At 52.4% G+C, this 16,015-nt stretch carries 15 protein-coding genes and 1 pseudogene; 8 read left to right on the forward strand and 8 right to left on the reverse strand.

The window, feature by feature from the left end; genetic code table 11:
- Nucleotides 1-11 precede the first annotated feature (11 nt).
- Nucleotides 12-1,052, forward strand: coding sequence for an aldo/keto reductase (locus tag GNG29_RS19225; protein WP_103176953.1), 1,041 nt, complete (start codon nucleotides 12-14; stop codon nucleotides 1,050-1,052).
- Nucleotides 1,053-1,143: 91 nt separating this feature from the next.
- Here GNG29_RS19225 and GNG29_RS19230 read toward each other — a convergent pair whose 3' ends face one another.
- Together GNG29_RS19230 and GNG29_RS19235 are read right to left on the reverse strand one after the other, a co-directional pair.
- Nucleotides 1,144-1,632, reverse strand: coding sequence for a TIGR00645 family protein (locus GNG29_RS19230; RefSeq protein WP_103176954.1), 489 nt, complete (start codon nucleotides 1,630-1,632; stop codon nucleotides 1,144-1,146).
- Nucleotides 1,633-1,713: 81 nt separating this feature from the next.
- Nucleotides 1,714-2,217: an ESA_00282 family adhesion-associated protein gene (locus tag GNG29_RS19235; protein WP_103176955.1), complete on the reverse strand. Its 504-nt coding sequence runs from the start codon at nucleotides 2,215-2,217 to the stop codon at nucleotides 1,714-1,716.
- Between the two features lie 105 nt (nucleotides 2,218-2,322).
- Between GNG29_RS19235 and GNG29_RS19240 the strand changes: the two genes are divergently transcribed.
- From GNG29_RS19240 to GNG29_RS19250, 3 genes are all read left to right on the forward strand, one after another.
- Nucleotides 2,323-2,727 carry a hypothetical protein gene (locus GNG29_RS19240; protein WP_103176956.1) on the forward strand — a complete coding sequence of 135 codons (405 nt, stop codon included), beginning with the start codon at nucleotides 2,323-2,325 and terminating at the stop codon, nucleotides 2,725-2,727.
- Nucleotides 2,720-3,172, forward strand: a complete 453-nt coding sequence (locus GNG29_RS19245; protein ID WP_103176957.1) for a cytoplasmic protein — start codon at nucleotides 2,720-2,722, stop codon at nucleotides 3,170-3,172. The genes GNG29_RS19240 and GNG29_RS19245 overlap by 8 nt, the downstream gene beginning before the upstream one ends.
- Nucleotides 3,173-3,305: 133 nt before the next feature.
- The gene (locus GNG29_RS19250; protein WP_156655224.1) at nucleotides 3,306-4,202 is read left to right on the forward strand and encodes an SDR family oxidoreductase; all 897 of its coding nucleotides are present in this window, start codon (nucleotides 3,306-3,308) and stop codon (nucleotides 4,200-4,202) included.
- 104 nt (nucleotides 4,203-4,306) lie between these two features.
- On the opposite strand, the gene exbD is transcribed toward GNG29_RS19250, so the two are convergent.
- Complete coding sequence (exbD, locus tag GNG29_RS19255) at nucleotides 4,307-4,732, reverse strand: TonB system transport protein ExbD (RefSeq protein ID WP_103176959.1); 426 nt, start codon at nucleotides 4,730-4,732, stop codon at nucleotides 4,307-4,309.
- Nucleotides 4,733-4,738: 6 nt separating this feature from the next.
- Nucleotides 4,739-5,470 carry a tol-pal system-associated acyl-CoA thioesterase gene (exbB, locus tag GNG29_RS19260; protein ID WP_103176960.1) on the reverse strand — a complete coding sequence of 244 codons (732 nt, stop codon included), beginning with the start codon at nucleotides 5,468-5,470 and terminating at the stop codon, nucleotides 4,739-4,741.
- 251 nt (nucleotides 5,471-5,721) lie between these two features.
- Here exbB and metC point away from each other — a divergent pair, with 251 nt between their 5' ends.
- Both metC and yghB read left to right on the forward strand, forming a co-directional pair.
- A complete protein-coding gene (gene metC / locus GNG29_RS19265) occupies nucleotides 5,722-6,909 on the forward strand; it encodes a cystathionine beta-lyase (protein WP_103176961.1) in 1,188 nt (395 codons plus the stop codon).
- Nucleotides 6,910-7,050: 141 nt separating this feature from the next.
- Nucleotides 7,051-7,710, forward strand: a complete 660-nt coding sequence (gene yghB, locus GNG29_RS19270) for a DedA family general envelope maintenance protein YghB (protein ID WP_103176962.1) — start codon at nucleotides 7,051-7,053, stop codon at nucleotides 7,708-7,710.
- Nucleotides 7,711-7,798: 88 nt separating this feature from the next.
- Here yghB and GNG29_RS19275 read toward each other — a convergent pair whose 3' ends face one another.
- Nucleotides 7,799-8,698, reverse strand: coding sequence for an AraC family transcriptional regulator (locus GNG29_RS19275; RefSeq protein WP_103176963.1), 900 nt, complete (start codon nucleotides 8,696-8,698; stop codon nucleotides 7,799-7,801).
- A 195-nt stretch (nucleotides 8,699-8,893) separates the two neighbouring features.
- Here GNG29_RS19275 and yqhD point away from each other — a divergent pair, with 195 nt between their 5' ends.
- Together yqhD and dkgA are read left to right on the forward strand one after the other, a co-directional pair.
- Entirely contained in the window at nucleotides 8,894-10,057 is a 1,164-nt protein-coding gene (gene yqhD / locus GNG29_RS19280; RefSeq protein ID WP_103176964.1) for an alcohol dehydrogenase, read from the forward strand.
- Between the two features lie 105 nt (nucleotides 10,058-10,162).
- The gene (dkgA, locus tag GNG29_RS19285; RefSeq protein WP_103176965.1) at nucleotides 10,163-10,990 is read left to right on the forward strand and encodes a 2,5-didehydrogluconate reductase DkgA; all 828 of its coding nucleotides are present in this window, start codon (nucleotides 10,163-10,165) and stop codon (nucleotides 10,988-10,990) included.
- A gap of 90 nt (nucleotides 10,991-11,080) precedes the next feature.
- Here dkgA and GNG29_RS19290 read toward each other — a convergent pair.
- The 3 genes and pseudogenes from GNG29_RS19290 to GNG29_RS19300 all read right to left on the reverse strand — a co-directional run.
- Nucleotides 11,081-12,091 (reverse strand): annotated as a pseudogene (locus tag GNG29_RS19290) (DUF3362 domain-containing protein); the annotation flags it as partial.
- A 114-nt stretch (nucleotides 12,092-12,205) separates the two neighbouring features.
- On the reverse strand, nucleotides 12,206-12,535 hold the full coding sequence (locus tag GNG29_RS19295; protein ID WP_000140246.1) for a hypothetical protein: 330 nt from the start codon (nucleotides 12,533-12,535) through the stop codon (nucleotides 12,206-12,208).
- Nucleotides 12,536-12,739: 204 nt separating this feature from the next.
- A complete protein-coding gene (locus GNG29_RS19300) occupies nucleotides 12,740-16,015 on the reverse strand; it encodes a P-loop NTPase fold protein (RefSeq protein ID WP_023314849.1) in 3,276 nt (1,091 codons plus the stop codon).

A 16,015-nucleotide genomic window follows, 5' to 3' on the forward strand; every position in this document is an offset into this window, starting at 1 on the left:
AAGGAGACATCATGCCCTGGAACGCCTCCCCTGACCGCTACGAGACGATGCAGTACCGTTACTGCGGTAAAAGCGGCCTGCGCTTACCCGCCCTGTCACTCGGCCTGTGGCACAGCTTCGGCCACGTCCACGCCCTCGACTCACAGCGCGCCCTGCTGCGAAAAGCCTTCGATTGCGGCATCACCCATTTCGATCTCGCCAATAACTATGGCCCACCGCCGGGCAGCGCGGAGGAAAATTTTGGCCGCCTGCTGCGCGATGATTTCGCGGCTTATCGCGACGAACTGATTATCTCCACCAAAGCGGGCTATGACATGTGGCCGGGGCCTTACGGTGCGGGCGGTTCGCGCAAGTATCTGCTCGCCAGCCTCGATCAAAGCCTCAAGCGGATGGGGCTGGACTACGTGGATATCTTCTATTCACACCGGGTCGATGAAAACACGCCAATGGAGGAGACCGCTTCTGCGCTGGCGCAGGCGGTGCAGAGCGGGAAAGCGCTGTACGTGGGCATTTCCTCCTGGTCGCCGGAGCGGACCCAGAAAATGGCGGAGCTGCTGCGCGAGTGGAAAATCCCGCTGCTTATCCACCAGCCCTCATACAACCTGCTTAACCGCTGGGTGGACAAGAGCGGCTTACTGGATACCCTGGCCGCTAACGGCACCGGCTGCATCGCCTTTACGCCGCTGGCCCAGGGGCTGTTGACCGGAAAATACCTGAACGGTATTCCTGACGGCTCCCGCATGCAGCGTGAGGGCAAAAAGGCGCGCGGCCTGACGGAAAATATGCTGACCGAAGCCAACCTGAACAGCCTGCGTTTGCTCAATGAGATGGCCCAGGCGCGCGGACAGACGATGGCGCAGATGGCGCTGAGCTGGCTGCTGAAAGATGAGCGTGTCACCTCGGTACTGATTGGCGCCAGCCGGACGGAGCAGCTGGAGGAGAATGTGCAGGCGCTGAATAACCTGCACTTTAGCGAAGAGGAGCTGCAGCGGATTGACCAGCATGTGGCCGACGGGCAGCTGAATCTGTGGCAAGCCTCTTCGGATAAATAATTTCAGCGGATAGTGTCGGGTGGCGCTGCGCTTACCCGACCTACAGGCTCCCCGTAGGCCTGATAAGCGCAGCGCCATCAGGCGTTTTGTCTTATTTGCGGCTCAGCTTGTCCAGATATCCCATCACAAATGCCGACAGCACAAACGTGAGGTGGATAATCACGTACCACATCATCTTGTTGTCAGGGATATTTTTGGCATCCATGAACACCCGCAGCAGGTGAATGGAGGAGATCGCCACAATCGACGCCGCCACTTTGTTTTTCAGCGACGACGCATCCATTTTGCCAAGCCAGCTCAGCTTCTCTTTATCCGCGGAGATATCCAGCTGCGAGACGAAATTTTCGTAGCCCGAAAACATCACCATCACCAGCAGGCCGCCCACCAGCGTCATATCCACCAGCGACAGCAAAAGCAGGATCAGGTCAGATTCAGCGATGCTGAATATATGCGGCAGAACGTGAAAAATTTCCTGAAAGAATTTAATACAGAGCGCCACCAGCGCCAGCGAGAGGCCAAAATAGACCGGGGCTAACAACCAGCGGGAGGCATACATTGCGTTTTCAAAAAAGCGTTCCATAGAGTCCTGTCTGCAAACGAAACCAGTGTGCAGTATATCGCAATGGCCCAAATTGTTTGCAACAACTAAACAACAGATCCCCTACACTTGCTCAGGCTTTACCACCGGGCGCTGATACTCAGGCCACACCAGCACCACCAGCGAGGGATACGCCTCGAGGCTGAACTCGCGAAAACACTGGCGCAGGTTCATCACCTCCAGATCGGTGTGCGACACTTTTTCGCCGTTCAGGCAGCGCTTCTTGATATTGTCGTAATATTTGTAGACCGCCGAGTTAAGATCGCTGCAACGACGCTGCGCCTCAAACAGGTCAGGAATGCTATTTATTTCCACCATATTCATTCGTTTAATTGTGGCATGGAGGAAATCAATATATTCATGGTTAACGCGCCAGTACCAAACCGGGGTAATCGCATTCATTAACACAGAAAAATGGTCTTCGCCCTCTTCTTTTGACATCCGCTCCGGCTGAGGCGGGACGTGCGCGCTCCCCACATCGCTACTTTTATTGAACTCGCGCATCAATAAAAGAACTACGGCGGTAAGCAATAACAAAGTAATGACAGTATAAAAAATGCTGTTCATATAGGCAGGCTCCATTTTTTTTGATTTTAAATTTGCCTCATGTTATTGTCAACGAATCTCACACTCCAGACAACCCTACCCCGTTGAAATTAAAGGAAATATAAAATGTTGCCCGACAATCTGGTTCCGGCCAAGTTTCACATTTCTTCCGTGGAACCAAAACCGCCAGAAGCAGAAAGCAATGCCAATTTCACTAAGGGGAAAAGAACACTCGCTGATTACGCGCCAGATATATTAATTGGCGTTACCCGTACCGGTAACTCCCGCAATATGTTGCTTGAAGAGCACGATCGGCATATTAAAGACCGGTTATTTCGGGTAGTTAAAATCGAGGTGTTCGCCCGGCTGCTGAATGATTTGCAGGCGGAGGGGGAAATAGATGCCCAGGCACTAAGTCAAATATTGGCGGAAAAAACCGATGAGATTAACGAAGCCGGTAATGAAATCTGGTTGAATCTTATTACCTGCGAAAAAAACACGCCTGTGTTTTATACGCTAGAGGATGAATAACGTGAAGGATGTTGATAATAACAACGTTTATTTAGCTTTAGATGACAAAAAAAGCGATGAATTTATCTTAGAGCAAAACCTTGCCGCACTTAAAGAGATTAAAAATGCTGAAATACAAAGAATTGCTAAAGATCTGCTCTCCATTCCGGCGGGCCTGGTGCGTCTGAAATGGCAGAATCGCCGTGAAATTTATCCATTGCAGGTAAAAGAAGAGATCTATGGCGCGACAATAAACGCCATTATGCAACAGCGTCCGGATTTAAAAGAAAAAATACTGGCGCGCCTGGAAACCAATTATCAATATATTCTGGCACGTGAAACCGCGACCCTGCGCGTCACCCGTAAGCTGGCTGATGAAGGCTATCGCACCACCAGCGTGACCACCGTTGCGCTGAATGAAGAGGTACTGGCCGCGAAAGCGGACATCCCACCGCAAAAGCCGTAACCTCTCGCCGAACCCTGCCGTCTCGCCTGTTTCTGCTCAGCCCATTTCTTTTAAGGATTATCCTGAATAATCCTCACAGCCCAGTTGATTCTCCTAAGCTTAAAGTCTGATTAACCCCTCAAGGAGAACACCTATGGCAAACTCTCAGAGCAAAATTCAGGATCCGACAACCCAGTACTACACCGGCGAATATCCCAAGCAGAAACAGCCTGTACCGGGGCTGCAGAGCAAGATGGACCCGGTGCCGGACTGCGGCGAAAAGAGCTATAAAGGCAGCGGCAGACTACAGGATCGTAAGGCACTGGTGACAGGGGGCGATTCCGGGATTGGACGCGCTGCCGCCATCGCTTACGCGCGTGAAGGAGCAGACGTCGCCATTAACTATCTGCCCGCCGAAGAAGAGGATGCCCAGCAGGTTAAGCAGCTTATTGAAGAGGCCGGGCGCAAAGCGGTGCTCATCCCTGGCGACCTGAGCGATGAACAATTTGCCCGCTCGCTGGTACATAAAGCCCATCAGGAGCTGGGTGGGCTGGACGTGCTGGCGCTGGTAGCCGGTAAGCAGGTGGCGGTGGAGAAGATTGCCGATATCACCACCGAGCAGTTTAAGCAGACCTATGCCGTGAACGTGCTGGCTCTGTTCTGGATTACCCAGGAGGCACTGCCGCTACTGCCCGCCGGGTCGAGCATTATCACCACCTCCTCGATTCAGGCCTATCAGCCGAGCCCGCACCTGCTGGACTATGCCTCCACTAAAGCGGCTATTCTCAACTTCAGCCGCGGGCTGGCGAAACAGGTGGCTGAGACCGGCGTGCGCGTCAACGTGGTAGCCCCTGGTCCTATCTGGACGGCGCTGCAAGTCTCCGGCGGTCAGCCTCAGGAGAAGCTCCCGCAGTTTGGTCAGCAGACGCCGATGAAGCGCGCAGGGCAGCCTGCGGAGCTGGCGCCGGTCTATGTCTATCTGGCAAGTCAGGAGTCCAGCTACGTGACCGCAGAAGTGCACGGCGTGTGCGGTGGGGAACATTTAGGCTGATGGTGCAGTGCCGGGTGGCGGCTTCGCCTTACCCGGCCTACGTTTCGCATGCAGGCGCCATCCGGCAAATACAAAAACGGCAACCCGTGGGTTGCCGTTTCTCTTTATTTCGCCGCCGCTTTCTCTTCGCCGACGAGACCAATTTTCAGGTAACCCGCCTGGTGCAGCGTGTCCATTACCTTCATCATGGTTTCGTAATCGACCGTCTTATCGGCGCGGAAGAAGACGGTAGTCTCTTTCTTGCCTTCGGTCAGGGCGTTCAGCGCCGGGATCACCGACTCATCGGTCACCGGATCGTTGCCGAGGAACATAGATTTATCGGCTTTTACAGAGAGATAAATCGGTTTTTCCGGGCGCGGCTGCGGCTGACTGGATGACGCAGGCAGATTCACCTTCACGTCTACGGTCGCCAGCGGCGCCGCCACCATGAAGATAATCAGCAGAACCAGCATAACGTCGATAAACGGCGTCACGTTGATTTCGTGCATTTCGCCGTTATCGTCCAGATTTTCATTAAGACGCATTGCCATGACGAATCAACCTACGTGAAATTTCTGAGCAGAACGAATCGGCTTAGCCGAGCTGGCGCTGAGATCCAGATCGCGGCTTTGCAGCAGCAGGACCTGAGCGGCAACGTCGCCGAGGGTCGCTTTGTAGCTGCCAATCATACGGGCGAAGACGTTATAGATCACGACTGCCGGGATTGCCGCCACCAGACCAATGGCTGTTGCCAGCAGCGCTTCGGCGATGCCGGGCGCCACAACCGCGAGGTTGGTGGTTTGCGTCTGGGCGATGCCGATAAAGCTGTTCATGATGCCCCAGACGGTACCGAACAGACCGACGAACGGCGAAATCGCGCCGATGGTCGCCAGGTAACCGTTACCCCGTCCCATATGACGGCCAACGGCCGCAACGCGACGCTCAAGGCGGAAGCCGGTACGCTCTTTAATCCCTTCGTTGTCTTCACTGCCTGCAGAAAGTTCGAGCTCGTTCTGCGCTTCGTTGATTAACAGGGTGGTCAGGCTCTTCGCCTGGAAGGAGGCGGCCATGTCGCTCGCCTGATTCAGGGTACGGGCTTCGGCCAGCTGCTGCTGCTCGCGCTTAAGGCGGCGTTTATGGGAAAGAAGCTCTACGCTCTTGCTAAAGAAAATAGCCCAGGTGACGACAGACGCCAGAATCAGGCCGATCATGACAATCTTCACCACGATGTCGGCATGATGATACATACCCCAGACGGAGAGGTCCGTCTGCATCAAATTATTACCCACTCGGTATCTCCAGGACGCAAATCACAAAATCTGAGCATAATAATATCAAAACAACGTCGAATTGATAGTAGTTCTCATTAGTATTTACATAGTGCCGTAAATTCGTTTCATTTTCCTTGCGCTTACGCAGGAAAAATTTCCCGGAAACAAATTTTAAAAAATTTTCCGCTGAACCCACTACCGTTAAGGTGACCATTTTTACTTTCGTGATAGTCTGGACGTCCAGACGTATAAAAACAGGTTGCGCAGACATGAAAGAGAAGCATCTTGATACCACCCTTGTCCAGGCGGGACGCAGTAAAAAATATACCCTTGGTTCCGTGAACAGCGTCATCCAGCGCGCCTCGTCGCTGGTGTTTGATACCGTGGAGGCGAAAAAGCACGCCACCCGTAACCGGGCCAACGGTGAACTGTTTTACGGGCGTCGCGGCACGCTGACCCACTTCTCGTTACAGGAAGCGATGTGCGAGCTGGAGGGCGGCGCGGGCTGTGCGCTCTTCCCCTGCGGTGCCGCGGCGGTGGCCAATACCATTCTGGCGTTCGTTGAGCAGGGCGACCATATCCTGATGACCAACACCGCCTACGAGCCAAGCCAGGACTTCTGCACCAAAATCCTCAGCAAGCTGGGGGTCACTACCGACTGGTTCGATCCGCAGATTGGCGCGAACATCGCCGAGCTGATCCAGCCCAACACCCGGATTGTGTTCCTGGAATCACCCGGCTCTATCACCATGGAAGTGCATGATGTGCCAGCCATTGTGCAGGCGGTACGCAGCAAAGCGCCGGACGCTATCATCATGATTGATAACACCTGGGCGGCAGGGGTGCTGTTTAAGGCGCTCGATTTTGGTATCGACATCTCGATTCAGGCGGCGACGAAGTACCTGATTGGCCACTCTGACGGGATGATTGGTACCGCGGTTTCCAACGCCCGCTGCTGGGAGCAGCTGCGCGAGAACGCCTATCTGATGGGCCAGATGGTGGATGCCGACACCGCCTATATGACCAGCCGCGGCTTGCGTACCCTCGGCGTGCGTCTGCGTCAACATCATGAAAGCAGCGTGCAGATTGCACAGTGGCTGGCGCAGCATCCCCAGGTGGCGCAGGTTAACCATCCGGCACTGCCGGGCAGCGTCGGACATGAATTCTGGCAACGTGACTTTACGGGCAGCAGCGGTCTGTTCTCCTTTGTGCTTAATAAACGCCTGAGCAATGACGAGCTCGCCGCTTACCTGGATAACTTCTCGCTGTTCAGCATGGCCTACTCCTGGGGCGGCTTTGAATCGCTGATCCTGCCGAACCAGCCAGAGCAGATTGCGGCCCTGCGTCCCGGCGGCAAAGTGGACTTTACCGGCACCCTGATCCGCCTGCATATCGGCCTGGAAAACGTCGACGATTTGATTGCCGATCTGCAAGCCGGGTTTGCGCGCATTGAATAGCGCAGGGCCACAAACACACTCCGCGGACACTTTTCTCTCCATTAGCTGCAGAAAAGTCTGATTTGTTGCGTCTGCGATCAAAGCCCGCCGACGAAATAGGGAGTACAATAGCCTTATATATGCTGTTCCACAGGAAAGCCCATGGCTGTTATTCAAGATATTATCGCTGCACTCTGGCAACACGACTTTGCAGCGCTGGCGGACCCGCACGTGGTTGGGATTGTCTATTTCGTTATGTTCGCCACATTGTTTCTGGAAAACGGGTTACTGCCCGCCTCCTTTTTACCGGGGGACAGTCTGCTGCTGCTGGCAGGGGCGTTAATCGGTAAAGGGGTGATGGACTTTACCCCCACGATGGTGATCCTCACCTCAGCCGCCAGCCTGGGCTGCTGGCTCAGCTATTTGCAGGGCCGCTGGCTCGGCAATACGCGGGTGGTCAAAAGCTGGCTGGCGCAGCTGCCGCATAAATACCATCAGCGGGCGAACTGCATGTTTGACAGGCATGGCCTGCTGGCGCTGCTGGTCGGGCGTTTTCTGGCCTTTGTGCGTACGCTGCTGCCAACCATGGCTGGCATCTCCGGGCTCTCTAACCGCCGCTTCCAGTTCTTTAACTGGCTGAGCGCGCTGCTGTGGGTCGGGGTCGTGACCACTTTTGGCTATGCGCTGAGTATGATCCCGTTCGTTAAACGCCATGAAGATCAGGTCATGACCTTCCTGATGATCCTGCCTATTTTCCTGCTGGTCGCAGGGCTGGTAGGAACCATCGTGGTGGTGATCCGTAAGAAGTACTGCAACGCCTGAGGCGCTGCTGTCGTTGTAGCCCCGGTAAGCGTAGCGCCTCCGGGGAAAAGCGCCGGGCGGCACTGCGTTTGCCCGGCCTACATGTCAATCACATCCCCTGCATCATCCGCATCCGCGCCGCATCTTCCCCCGGCGTCACGCCAAAGTAGCGCTTGAACTCCCGGCTGAACTGCGAGGCGCTTTCATAGCCTACCCGCAGCGCGGCGGCGCTGGCTTTCATACCATCGTGGATCATCATCATCCGCGCCTTATGCAGGCGGTAGCTCTTGAGATACTGCAGCGGCGAGGTGCTGGTTACCGACTTAAAGTTATGGTGGAACGCCGAGACGCTCATGTTGGCCTCAGCCGCCAGCTGATCCACGCTCAGGTTTTCGGTGTACTGGCTCTCGATGCGTTTCAACACCCGGCCAATCAGGCTGAAATGGGTCTGACGGCTGACCAACGCCAGCAGCGCCCCGCCGCCTGGCCCCAGCAGGATGTGGTAGAGGATTTCACGCACGATCTGCTTACCCAGAATCCGCGCGTCCAGCGGCCGCTCCATCACGTCCAGCAGACGTTCAATGGCGCAGAGGATCTCATCCGTCAGCGTGGCGGAGTTGATGCCGCTCGCCGCCATCGACGGGCGAAACAGTTCGTCCTCGCCAATGTCCATCAGCAGTTCCTGCAGTTGCAGAATATCGATATTTAAGCGAATACCTGCCAGCGGTACCGCCTCTGTCGCGAAAGTTTCACATTCAAAGGGTAAAGGTACTGTCAGGAGCAGATATTCGTTGGGGTCGTAACGAAATACCCGCTCGTTGATGTAGCCAATTTTGTGGCCAGAAAAGAGAAAAATGATACCCGGCTGATACATCACCGGCGTGCGGGCGTAGGGCTGAGTCCCATACAGCAGACGAACATCCGGCAGCAGCGTATCAAGATAATTTTCATTATCTTTCAGCTTCTTAATTTGTTCCGTTAGCTGCTGGCAGACGGCTTCACGTTTCATCTTCTCTCACTCCGGGTACGTTTTCCGACACCTGCAGTGTGCGCATTTTTTCCTGTTTTCTCCAGCACTGTGTAGAAATGGGCAAGACAACGGCAGGAATGTGCATTGAGAGGAGCGCGTGCGCTCGCCACAATGAGCACCATCAGGCAGCCCTCTGTGCCGCCCCGTTTTTTCACCCACCAAAGGGAACGAACAATGAACAATTTTAATCTGCATACCCCAACCCGCATCCTGTTTGGTAAAGGCGCCATCGCCGATCTGCGCGAGCAGATCCCGGCCAACGCCCGCGTCCTGATTACCTATGGCGGCGGTAGCGTGAAGAAGAATGGCGTCCTGGATCAGGTTTACTCCGCGCTGGAAGGCATGGACGTGCGCGAGTTCAGCGGCATTGAGCCAAACCCCTCTTACGAAACGCTGATGAAGGCGGTGAAAATCGCCCGTGACGAGCAGATCACCTTCCTGCTGGCGGTGGGTGGCGGCTCGGTGCTGGACGGCACCAAGTTCATTGCCGCGGCGGCCCATTATGATGAAACCATCGACCCGTGGCACATCCTGCAAACCGGCGGCAGCGACATCAAGAGCGCCATTCCAATGGGCTCTGTACTGACCCTGCCGGCGACCGGCTCCGAATCCAATAAAGGCGCGGTGATCTCACGTAAAACCACCGGCGACAAGCAGGCCTTTATGAACGAGCACGTGCAGCCGGTGTTTGCGGTGCTGGATCCGGTTTACACCTACACCCTGCCGCCGCGTCAGGTGGCGAACGGCGTGGTGGATGCCTTTGTCCACACCGTTGAGCAGTACGTTACTTACCCGGTAAACGCCAAAATTCAGGATCGTTTCGCCGAGGGCATTCTGCTGACCCTGATCGAAGATGGCCCGCTGGCGCTGAAAGAGCCAGAAAACTACGAAGTGCGTGCCAACGTGATGTGGGCTGCGACTCAGGCGCTGAACGGCCTGATTGGTGCCGGCGTGCCGCAAGACTGGGCAACCCACATGCTGGGCCACGAGCTGACGGCGATGCACGGCCTCGATCATGCCCAGACCCTGGCCGTGGTTCTGCCTGCGCTGTGGAATGAAAAACGCGACACCAAGCGTGGCAAGCTGCTGCAGTACGCTGAGCGCGTCTGGGGTATTACTGCCGGTTCTGAAGATGAGCGTATCGATGCGGCTATCGCTGCCACCCGCAACTTCTTCGAGCAGCTGGGTGTTCCGACGCGTCTCTCCGGCTACGGTCTGGACGGCAGTTCCATCCCTGCCCTGCTGGCAAAACTCGAGGAGCACGGCATGACGCAAATCGGGGAACATCATGACATTACTCTCGATGTAAGCCGCCGTATTTACGAGGCCGCTCGCTAACTGATTTTACGCGATTGCCTTCCGTTTTTCGGCATTTAGGCCAGGCTTAATGCACATACGCCACCAGGGGATCACTCCTGGTGGATGTCCAATGAAGGAGGAAAAATGGCAAACCAAACCGTAATCAAGCTTCAGGATGGCAACGTAATGCCCCAGTTGGGGCTCGGCGTATGGAAAGCCGGTAACGACGAGGTCGTCTCCGCCATTCATAAAGCACTGGAAGTCGGCTATCGCTCCATTGATACCGCTGCCGCCTACAAAAATGAGGAGGGCGTCGGCAAGGCCCTTGCCAGCGCTGGCGTACCCCGCGATGAGCTGTTCATTACGACCAAGCTGTGGAACGACGACCAGAAGCGTCCGGCAGAAGCCCTCCAGGAGAGCCTGGACAAGCTGCAGCTCGATTTTGTCGATCTCTATCTGATGCACTGGCCGGTTCCGGCTATCGACCATTACGTCGAGGCCTGGAAAGGGATGATTGAGCTGCAAAAAGCCGGGCTGATAAAAAGCATCGGGGTCTGTAATTTCCAGGTCCACCATCTGCAACGGCTGATCGATGAGACGGGCGTCGCCCCGGTGATCAACCAGATTGAGCTGCACCCGCTGATGCAGCAGCGCCAGCTTCATTCATGGAATGCGACCCACAAAATTCAGACCGAATCCTGGAGCCCGCTGGCTCAGGGCGGCGAAGGGGTCTTCGATCAGAAAATTATCCGCGATCTGGCCGATAAGTATGGCAAAACCCCGGCACAGATTGTTATTCGCTGGCATCTGGACTGCGGTCTGGTGGTGATCCCGAAATCGGTCACCCCGTCGCGCATCGCTGAGAACTTCAACGTGTGGGATTTCCGCCTGGATAAAGATGAACTGGGTGAAATTGCGAAGCTGGATAAAGGCAAGCGTTTAGGCCCGGATCCGGACCAGTTTGGCGGTTAGTAAAAAGCCGGGTGGCGGCTTCGCCTTACCCGGCCTACGTTCAGACTTGTAGGCCCGGTAAGCGCAGCGCCACCGGGCTTTTTTACAGGCTTAACCGGCCTTACGTTTTACACTCTTCTTCGTGCTCGCCCCACCGTTCGAACGCTGATGCACAATTGGCGTGTGCTTGGTCAGGGCCGGACGTGTATTGCGGTTCTGGCGGCGCGCTTCGCGCATCTCTTCAACCGTTGGCGCAGGTACCAGACAGTCGCGGCGTGAGCCAATCAGGTGCTTTTTGCCCATCTCTTCCAGCGCCTGGCGGATCAGCGGCCAGTTTTTCGGATCGTGATAACGCAGCAGGGCTTTATGCAGGCGACGCTGTTTGTCCCCCTTCGGCACCACCACATCCTCACTCTTATAGCCAATCTTACTCAGCGGGTTCTTGCCGGTGTAATACATGGTGGTTGAGTTCGCCAGCGGCGACGGATAGAAGTTCTGCACCTGATCCAGACGGAAGCGACGCTGCTTCAGCCACAGGGCCAGGTTCACCATGTCTTCGTCACGCGTGCCCGGGTGCGCGGAGATAAAGTACGGGATCAGGTACTGCTCTTTCCCGGCCTGCTTCGAATAGGTATCGAACAGCTCTTTAAAGCGATCGTAGCTCCCCATCCCCGGCTTCATCATCTTCGATAATGGCCCCTCTTCGGTATGCTCCGGGGCGATCTTCAGGTAGCCGCCCACATGGTGGGTCGCCAGCTCTTTGATGTAGCGCGGATCTTCCACGGCGATGTCATAACGCACCCCGGAAGCGATGAGGATCTTCTTGATGCCCTTCAGATCGCGGGCACGACGGTACAGGTTGATCGTCGGCTCATGGTTGGTGTCCATATGTTCGCAAATGCTCGGATAGACACAGGAGAGACGACGGCAGGTCTGCTCCGCGCGCGGCGACTTACAGCGCAGCATGTACATGTTGGCGGTTGGGCCACCCAGATCGGAGATGACGCCGGTAAAGCCCGGCACCGTGTCGCGAATGGCTTCGATCTCGTTAACGATAGAGTCTTCAGAGCGGCTCTGAATAATGCGCCCTTCATGCTCGGTGATCGAACAGAGCGAGCACCCTATAATTCTGATCATTTAGAAATTTTTTTGCGTTTAAAATCAATGAATTGAAAGATTTCATTTTTCTAAGTCTGATAAAACAGATGAAAACCCAACTGACTATACTCATAAAACTCAATCTTTGCGCTGCTGTACGATACCAGTAATTACAGGCGCCGAGTTTAACATCATGAAAAGTAGCCCAATAATGAATGACGCAACGCCAGCTGCGGTGCCTAACTTCTGACTGAACACCATTGAAACAAAGTACATATTTGGGATAAAAACGGACATAGCAATCACGAAAAGTAACTTATTCAGATAATTATTTATTCGGGTCTTAACCTCAACTCTATCATAAAAAGCCATCGAAACGTAAGCAGTTATCAGTGAATAAAAAGACCATGTCATATAGTTAACCGATTCATTAAATGCCTCTCGCAAAAGCAAAGCACTTTCTGTCATTCCCTACCTCATTAAATCAATAGAAAATAAATCTGAATAATTTATTTTTAAAAGAAAAGAACACAACATAACTTCAGTAGTTATGATTAATCCCTGAATGATTATTTCTTAGCAAGATATAACATGCTTAATGTATATCAGGCAATAAAAAAACTCCCAAAGACCACCGCTGTGGTCTTCAGGTATAGGATTTAAAGAACGAACTCAGTCCGGAAACGTATCACTATCTTCTGTAACGTCCGCTTTCTCTGGTAACATTCTGTTTTTAATATACTGTGAATTCCTGCAGATGAGAGGAAAAATCTCCGAGTTATTCATTATACAACTCGTTGCCGTACGGGCGTCCTCCGGAGACCATGATGAAAATGAAAACGTCTGACGGTCAAGCCATTGAGACAATAATACATTATCAACAGAAGCGCTAAACAGCGCCGCAATAGCCCTGCGTTCAACGGCCTTCTCAGGTTCAATAAACGACAACTCATTATGAAAACGGGTAATAATCGCAATACGGCTGTCAATACGAATATGTCTTTCAAGTAAGACATCGTGCAACTCATCAAGTACAGTCTCTCTCTGGGTATCGTCGAGGCAAGACCACAGGAAATGAATGTTCTCGGCATTTGTGACAACGTCTGGCTCTGCATCACGGAACCATGATGCAAAGATACCCACACTACCTTCCATCCGGATATGCTGCCCCTGAAGTTGCATTTGTTCAAGGATAAAGCGCATGTTCACAGGAAGAACCGTAAAACACTCAATAAGCCTTTCAGAAGAACTAAATACTCCACATGCCAGGGCGTTCAGCTTTTTCTTCAAAATATCAAACTGCTCACCTGACTGATATACGTCATGGAGAAATACTGGACCCATAGCATTCACATCAGACTCAATTATTTTCTCTGACAGTGCTTTTTGACGCTCTCGCACAAATATTAAAAGAGAGGTTGCATTTGTAGCTTCTTTGATGACGTCATACTGACCTTTAACAAAGCTCAGGACAGGTATATTCACCAGAAGACCTAAATCAACAATCCTGCCAACAGCATTTTTGATGTACGGCAGAACATTTTTATCCTTAAGTGCTATAAAGATACTCTCGGCAGTACGTAGATAACGAAGATATGCAGCCAAAGCCAGGTCAAACCGTTCCTCACCAATATGTTCACTGTACGACTCGATACCGGCATAGTTACCATGGAGCACCATGTGAGCAACAGCCTGTGCAGCAAATTCCGCAGGGAAGAGATTCCTCGTCGCCGTATTATTAAGATAATATTGATTTAAAACATTATTATTCCAGTCCGGGCTCAGAACAATTTTTCTGAAATGGATAACGTCCTCAACAACCTGACGATTTTTAAGCGTCATTATTGCAGAGCTAACCTGAGCCCCACCTGTACCATCATTCTTTCCAATTACGTTCTGTACCGCCTTCGATGCAATATTGATATGCCGGATAATTCCCGGATTAAAAAGGTCTATCTGAGGTTGCTCAGCTCCATAGCGTAACATCTCCTCCCGACCGTGATTTCCGATATCTAGTGTGCCAATTTTCAGGTTTGACAAGGTCTCTTCATTATTGACAAGGTATTCCACATAAAATACGCCATCTACAAAATTCTCCATTTTATTCAGTAGTGATTCACCGGCCAGAACAGAGTATGAATCAGCTTCCTGCAGCAACGTCTGCGTGGATTCAGCCTCCAATTTTTCTGAATCCTGAATTTCATCAAGTTTACTCACAATAAACGATATTTGCCTTTCGACGAAAGGCTCTAGGCTTATCCGCCCGTCAGCCATCAGTTTCTGCAGACTCAATACGAAACCTTCATCATTCTTTTCTCTGAGTGAAACAGCATAACTCTGATTCAGCATTTGCACTGCGACTTTGAGTTGCGGTTCGGCGAGAGCCTGACACTTCTCATCCATCCGGCTATAAGAAACCAGCCAGTCTCGCATCTGAATATGTGGTGCCACTCGCTGCCATGCTTCAGCGAAACCCCACAAGGCCGTCAGTTCTTCAAGCCGTGGGATATTTATAGCACCAATCGCGTCTTTAAGAGGCGTATCAAGCAACTCGCTCCTGGCAAGCTCCACCGTGGACTGATAGTGGATGCTCATCAGAAATTCGCTCCATCTTTCTGTATCGTTATTAAAAATTCGGGATATTTGTTGATAAGTTAGCGAGAGCATCTCGTCAAAATCATCCGGAGCAATACCGGGTTCGGTCTGACTAGCTTTGGGATCGCGAAGTAATACTTTAATATCTCGCTCCCCGTATCTGACCACCAGTAAGTAGAGAGCAATAAGAATATGGCGATGATCTTCTGTTGCAGGAACGGTAAGGTTCAGAATATGAATATCATTAACAAACTTCTTCATTAATCGCGGTGTGATACGAGGATACTCAGAGGGTTTCCAGCGCTCAAGCAACACCGTTGCTTCCCGGCACGCTATCCCTGCATCCTCATTTACTGTTTCTTTCCAGTACTGCCTTAACGCTTCCTGCCATCCTGCCGAAATAAGAGGAGGAACCTGAAAACTTACAGGAATCCGCTTTGCAATAAACTCACGCCCGCTGAAACCCGCCACAGAAAGTGAGGCTGAAACCTGTCTTGCCGAATAGGGCACCACTATCCTGAAGTGTTCATGAGTGGCTCCGGCAATAAGCTCCATATCACTCCAGAGCTCTTTCACTTTGTCTGCACTGATTCGGTCCAGATTATCAATGATAAGGATGAAGCGATCTCCATGGGAAATGACCTCTTTGGAGGTAAATCCCTGCAGAGCTTCAGCCAGCTCAATAGCTCCGACCTCCTTATTAACTAGCCAAGTCTCTTCAATCCTGTCAGTACTGTTGCGTTTGAACAAATCACCAATACTCGAATACCCTTTCTTTCTGTACCATTCCATGTTCTGCAGGCATGCCAGTCCTGCGACCATAATGGCAGGAGAAAGAAACGCGGCCACCTCAACATAAAAAAGCCACCCTAATAATGACTCCTTGTTAGTAAAATATTGATTAAGGTCTGTTAGCACATAACGAAGCATCTGCACGGAAAGCAATGACAGTAAAATAAAAACGACGGTCAACCAGCTTAGCCTGCTGCTGACCCTCTTGTCGTATTCAACGATGTTACCCAGAGCCAGATTTTTATACTTATCCAACACATCCCGGGAGCCCGGACATTGTAGGCTGACCCCGTGGTGGATGACATCGATAAGCGCTTTTTTAGTTGAGCCATGATGGTAACGTTCTGCATCAAAGTTAATGAACGTAAAATCATCTTTAAGCTTTTTCTGCAGGAACTTCAATATTGTTGACTTACCTGAACCCAGCTCACCTTCCAGACCAATAATATTGACATCAGGTGTCCTGATGATCTGAGCCACATTCTCTGCAACTTTTTCATGACTGCTGCCTCTAAACATATCCTGGTCAGCGGGTGATTCCGTCTGCAATCGTAGAGTCAT

The sequence above is a fragment of the Leclercia sp. Colony189 genome (assembly GCF_009740165.1).
GTDB lineage: Bacteria > Pseudomonadota > Gammaproteobacteria > Enterobacterales > Enterobacteriaceae > Enterobacter.

What these genes read in the sequence shown, in the direction of transcription:
- GNG29_RS19275 (WP_103176963.1), bottom strand. Translation starts at nt 8,698, where the DNA reads ATGAAACGTGAAGCCGTCTGCCAGCAGCTAACGGAACAAATTAAGAAG.
- dkgA (WP_103176965.1), top strand. Translation starts at nt 10,163, where the DNA reads ATGGCAAACCAAACCGTAATCAAGCTTCAGGATGGCAACGTAATGCCC.
- yghB (WP_103176962.1), top strand. Translation starts at nt 7,051, where the DNA reads ATGGCTGTTATTCAAGATATTATCGCTGCACTCTGGCAACACGACTTT.
- GNG29_RS19300 (WP_023314849.1), bottom strand. Translation starts at nt 16,015, where the DNA reads ATGACTCTACGATTGCAGACGGAATCACCCGCTGACCAGGATATGTTT.
- GNG29_RS19245 (WP_103176957.1), top strand. Translation starts at nt 2,720, where the DNA reads ATGAATAACGTGAAGGATGTTGATAATAACAACGTTTATTTAGCTTTA.
- yqhD (WP_103176964.1), top strand. Translation starts at nt 8,894, where the DNA reads ATGAACAATTTTAATCTGCATACCCCAACCCGCATCCTGTTTGGTAAA.
- GNG29_RS19295 (WP_000140246.1), bottom strand. Translation starts at nt 12,535, where the DNA reads ATGACAGAAAGTGCTTTGCTTTTGCGAGAGGCATTTAATGAATCGGTT.
- GNG29_RS19230 (WP_103176954.1), bottom strand. Translation starts at nt 1,632, where the DNA reads ATGGAACGCTTTTTTGAAAACGCAATGTATGCCTCCCGCTGGTTGTTA.
- GNG29_RS19235 (WP_103176955.1), bottom strand. Translation starts at nt 2,217, where the DNA reads ATGAACAGCATTTTTTATACTGTCATTACTTTGTTATTGCTTACCGCC.
- GNG29_RS19240 (WP_103176956.1), top strand. Translation starts at nt 2,323, where the DNA reads ATGTTGCCCGACAATCTGGTTCCGGCCAAGTTTCACATTTCTTCCGTG.
- exbD (WP_103176959.1), bottom strand. Translation starts at nt 4,732, where the DNA reads ATGGCAATGCGTCTTAATGAAAATCTGGACGATAACGGCGAAATGCAC.
- GNG29_RS19250 (WP_156655224.1), top strand. Translation starts at nt 3,306, where the DNA reads ATGGCAAACTCTCAGAGCAAAATTCAGGATCCGACAACCCAGTACTAC.
- GNG29_RS19225 (WP_103176953.1), top strand. Translation starts at nt 12, where the DNA reads ATGCCCTGGAACGCCTCCCCTGACCGCTACGAGACGATGCAGTACCGT.
- metC (WP_103176961.1), top strand. Translation starts at nt 5,722, where the DNA reads ATGAAAGAGAAGCATCTTGATACCACCCTTGTCCAGGCGGGACGCAGT.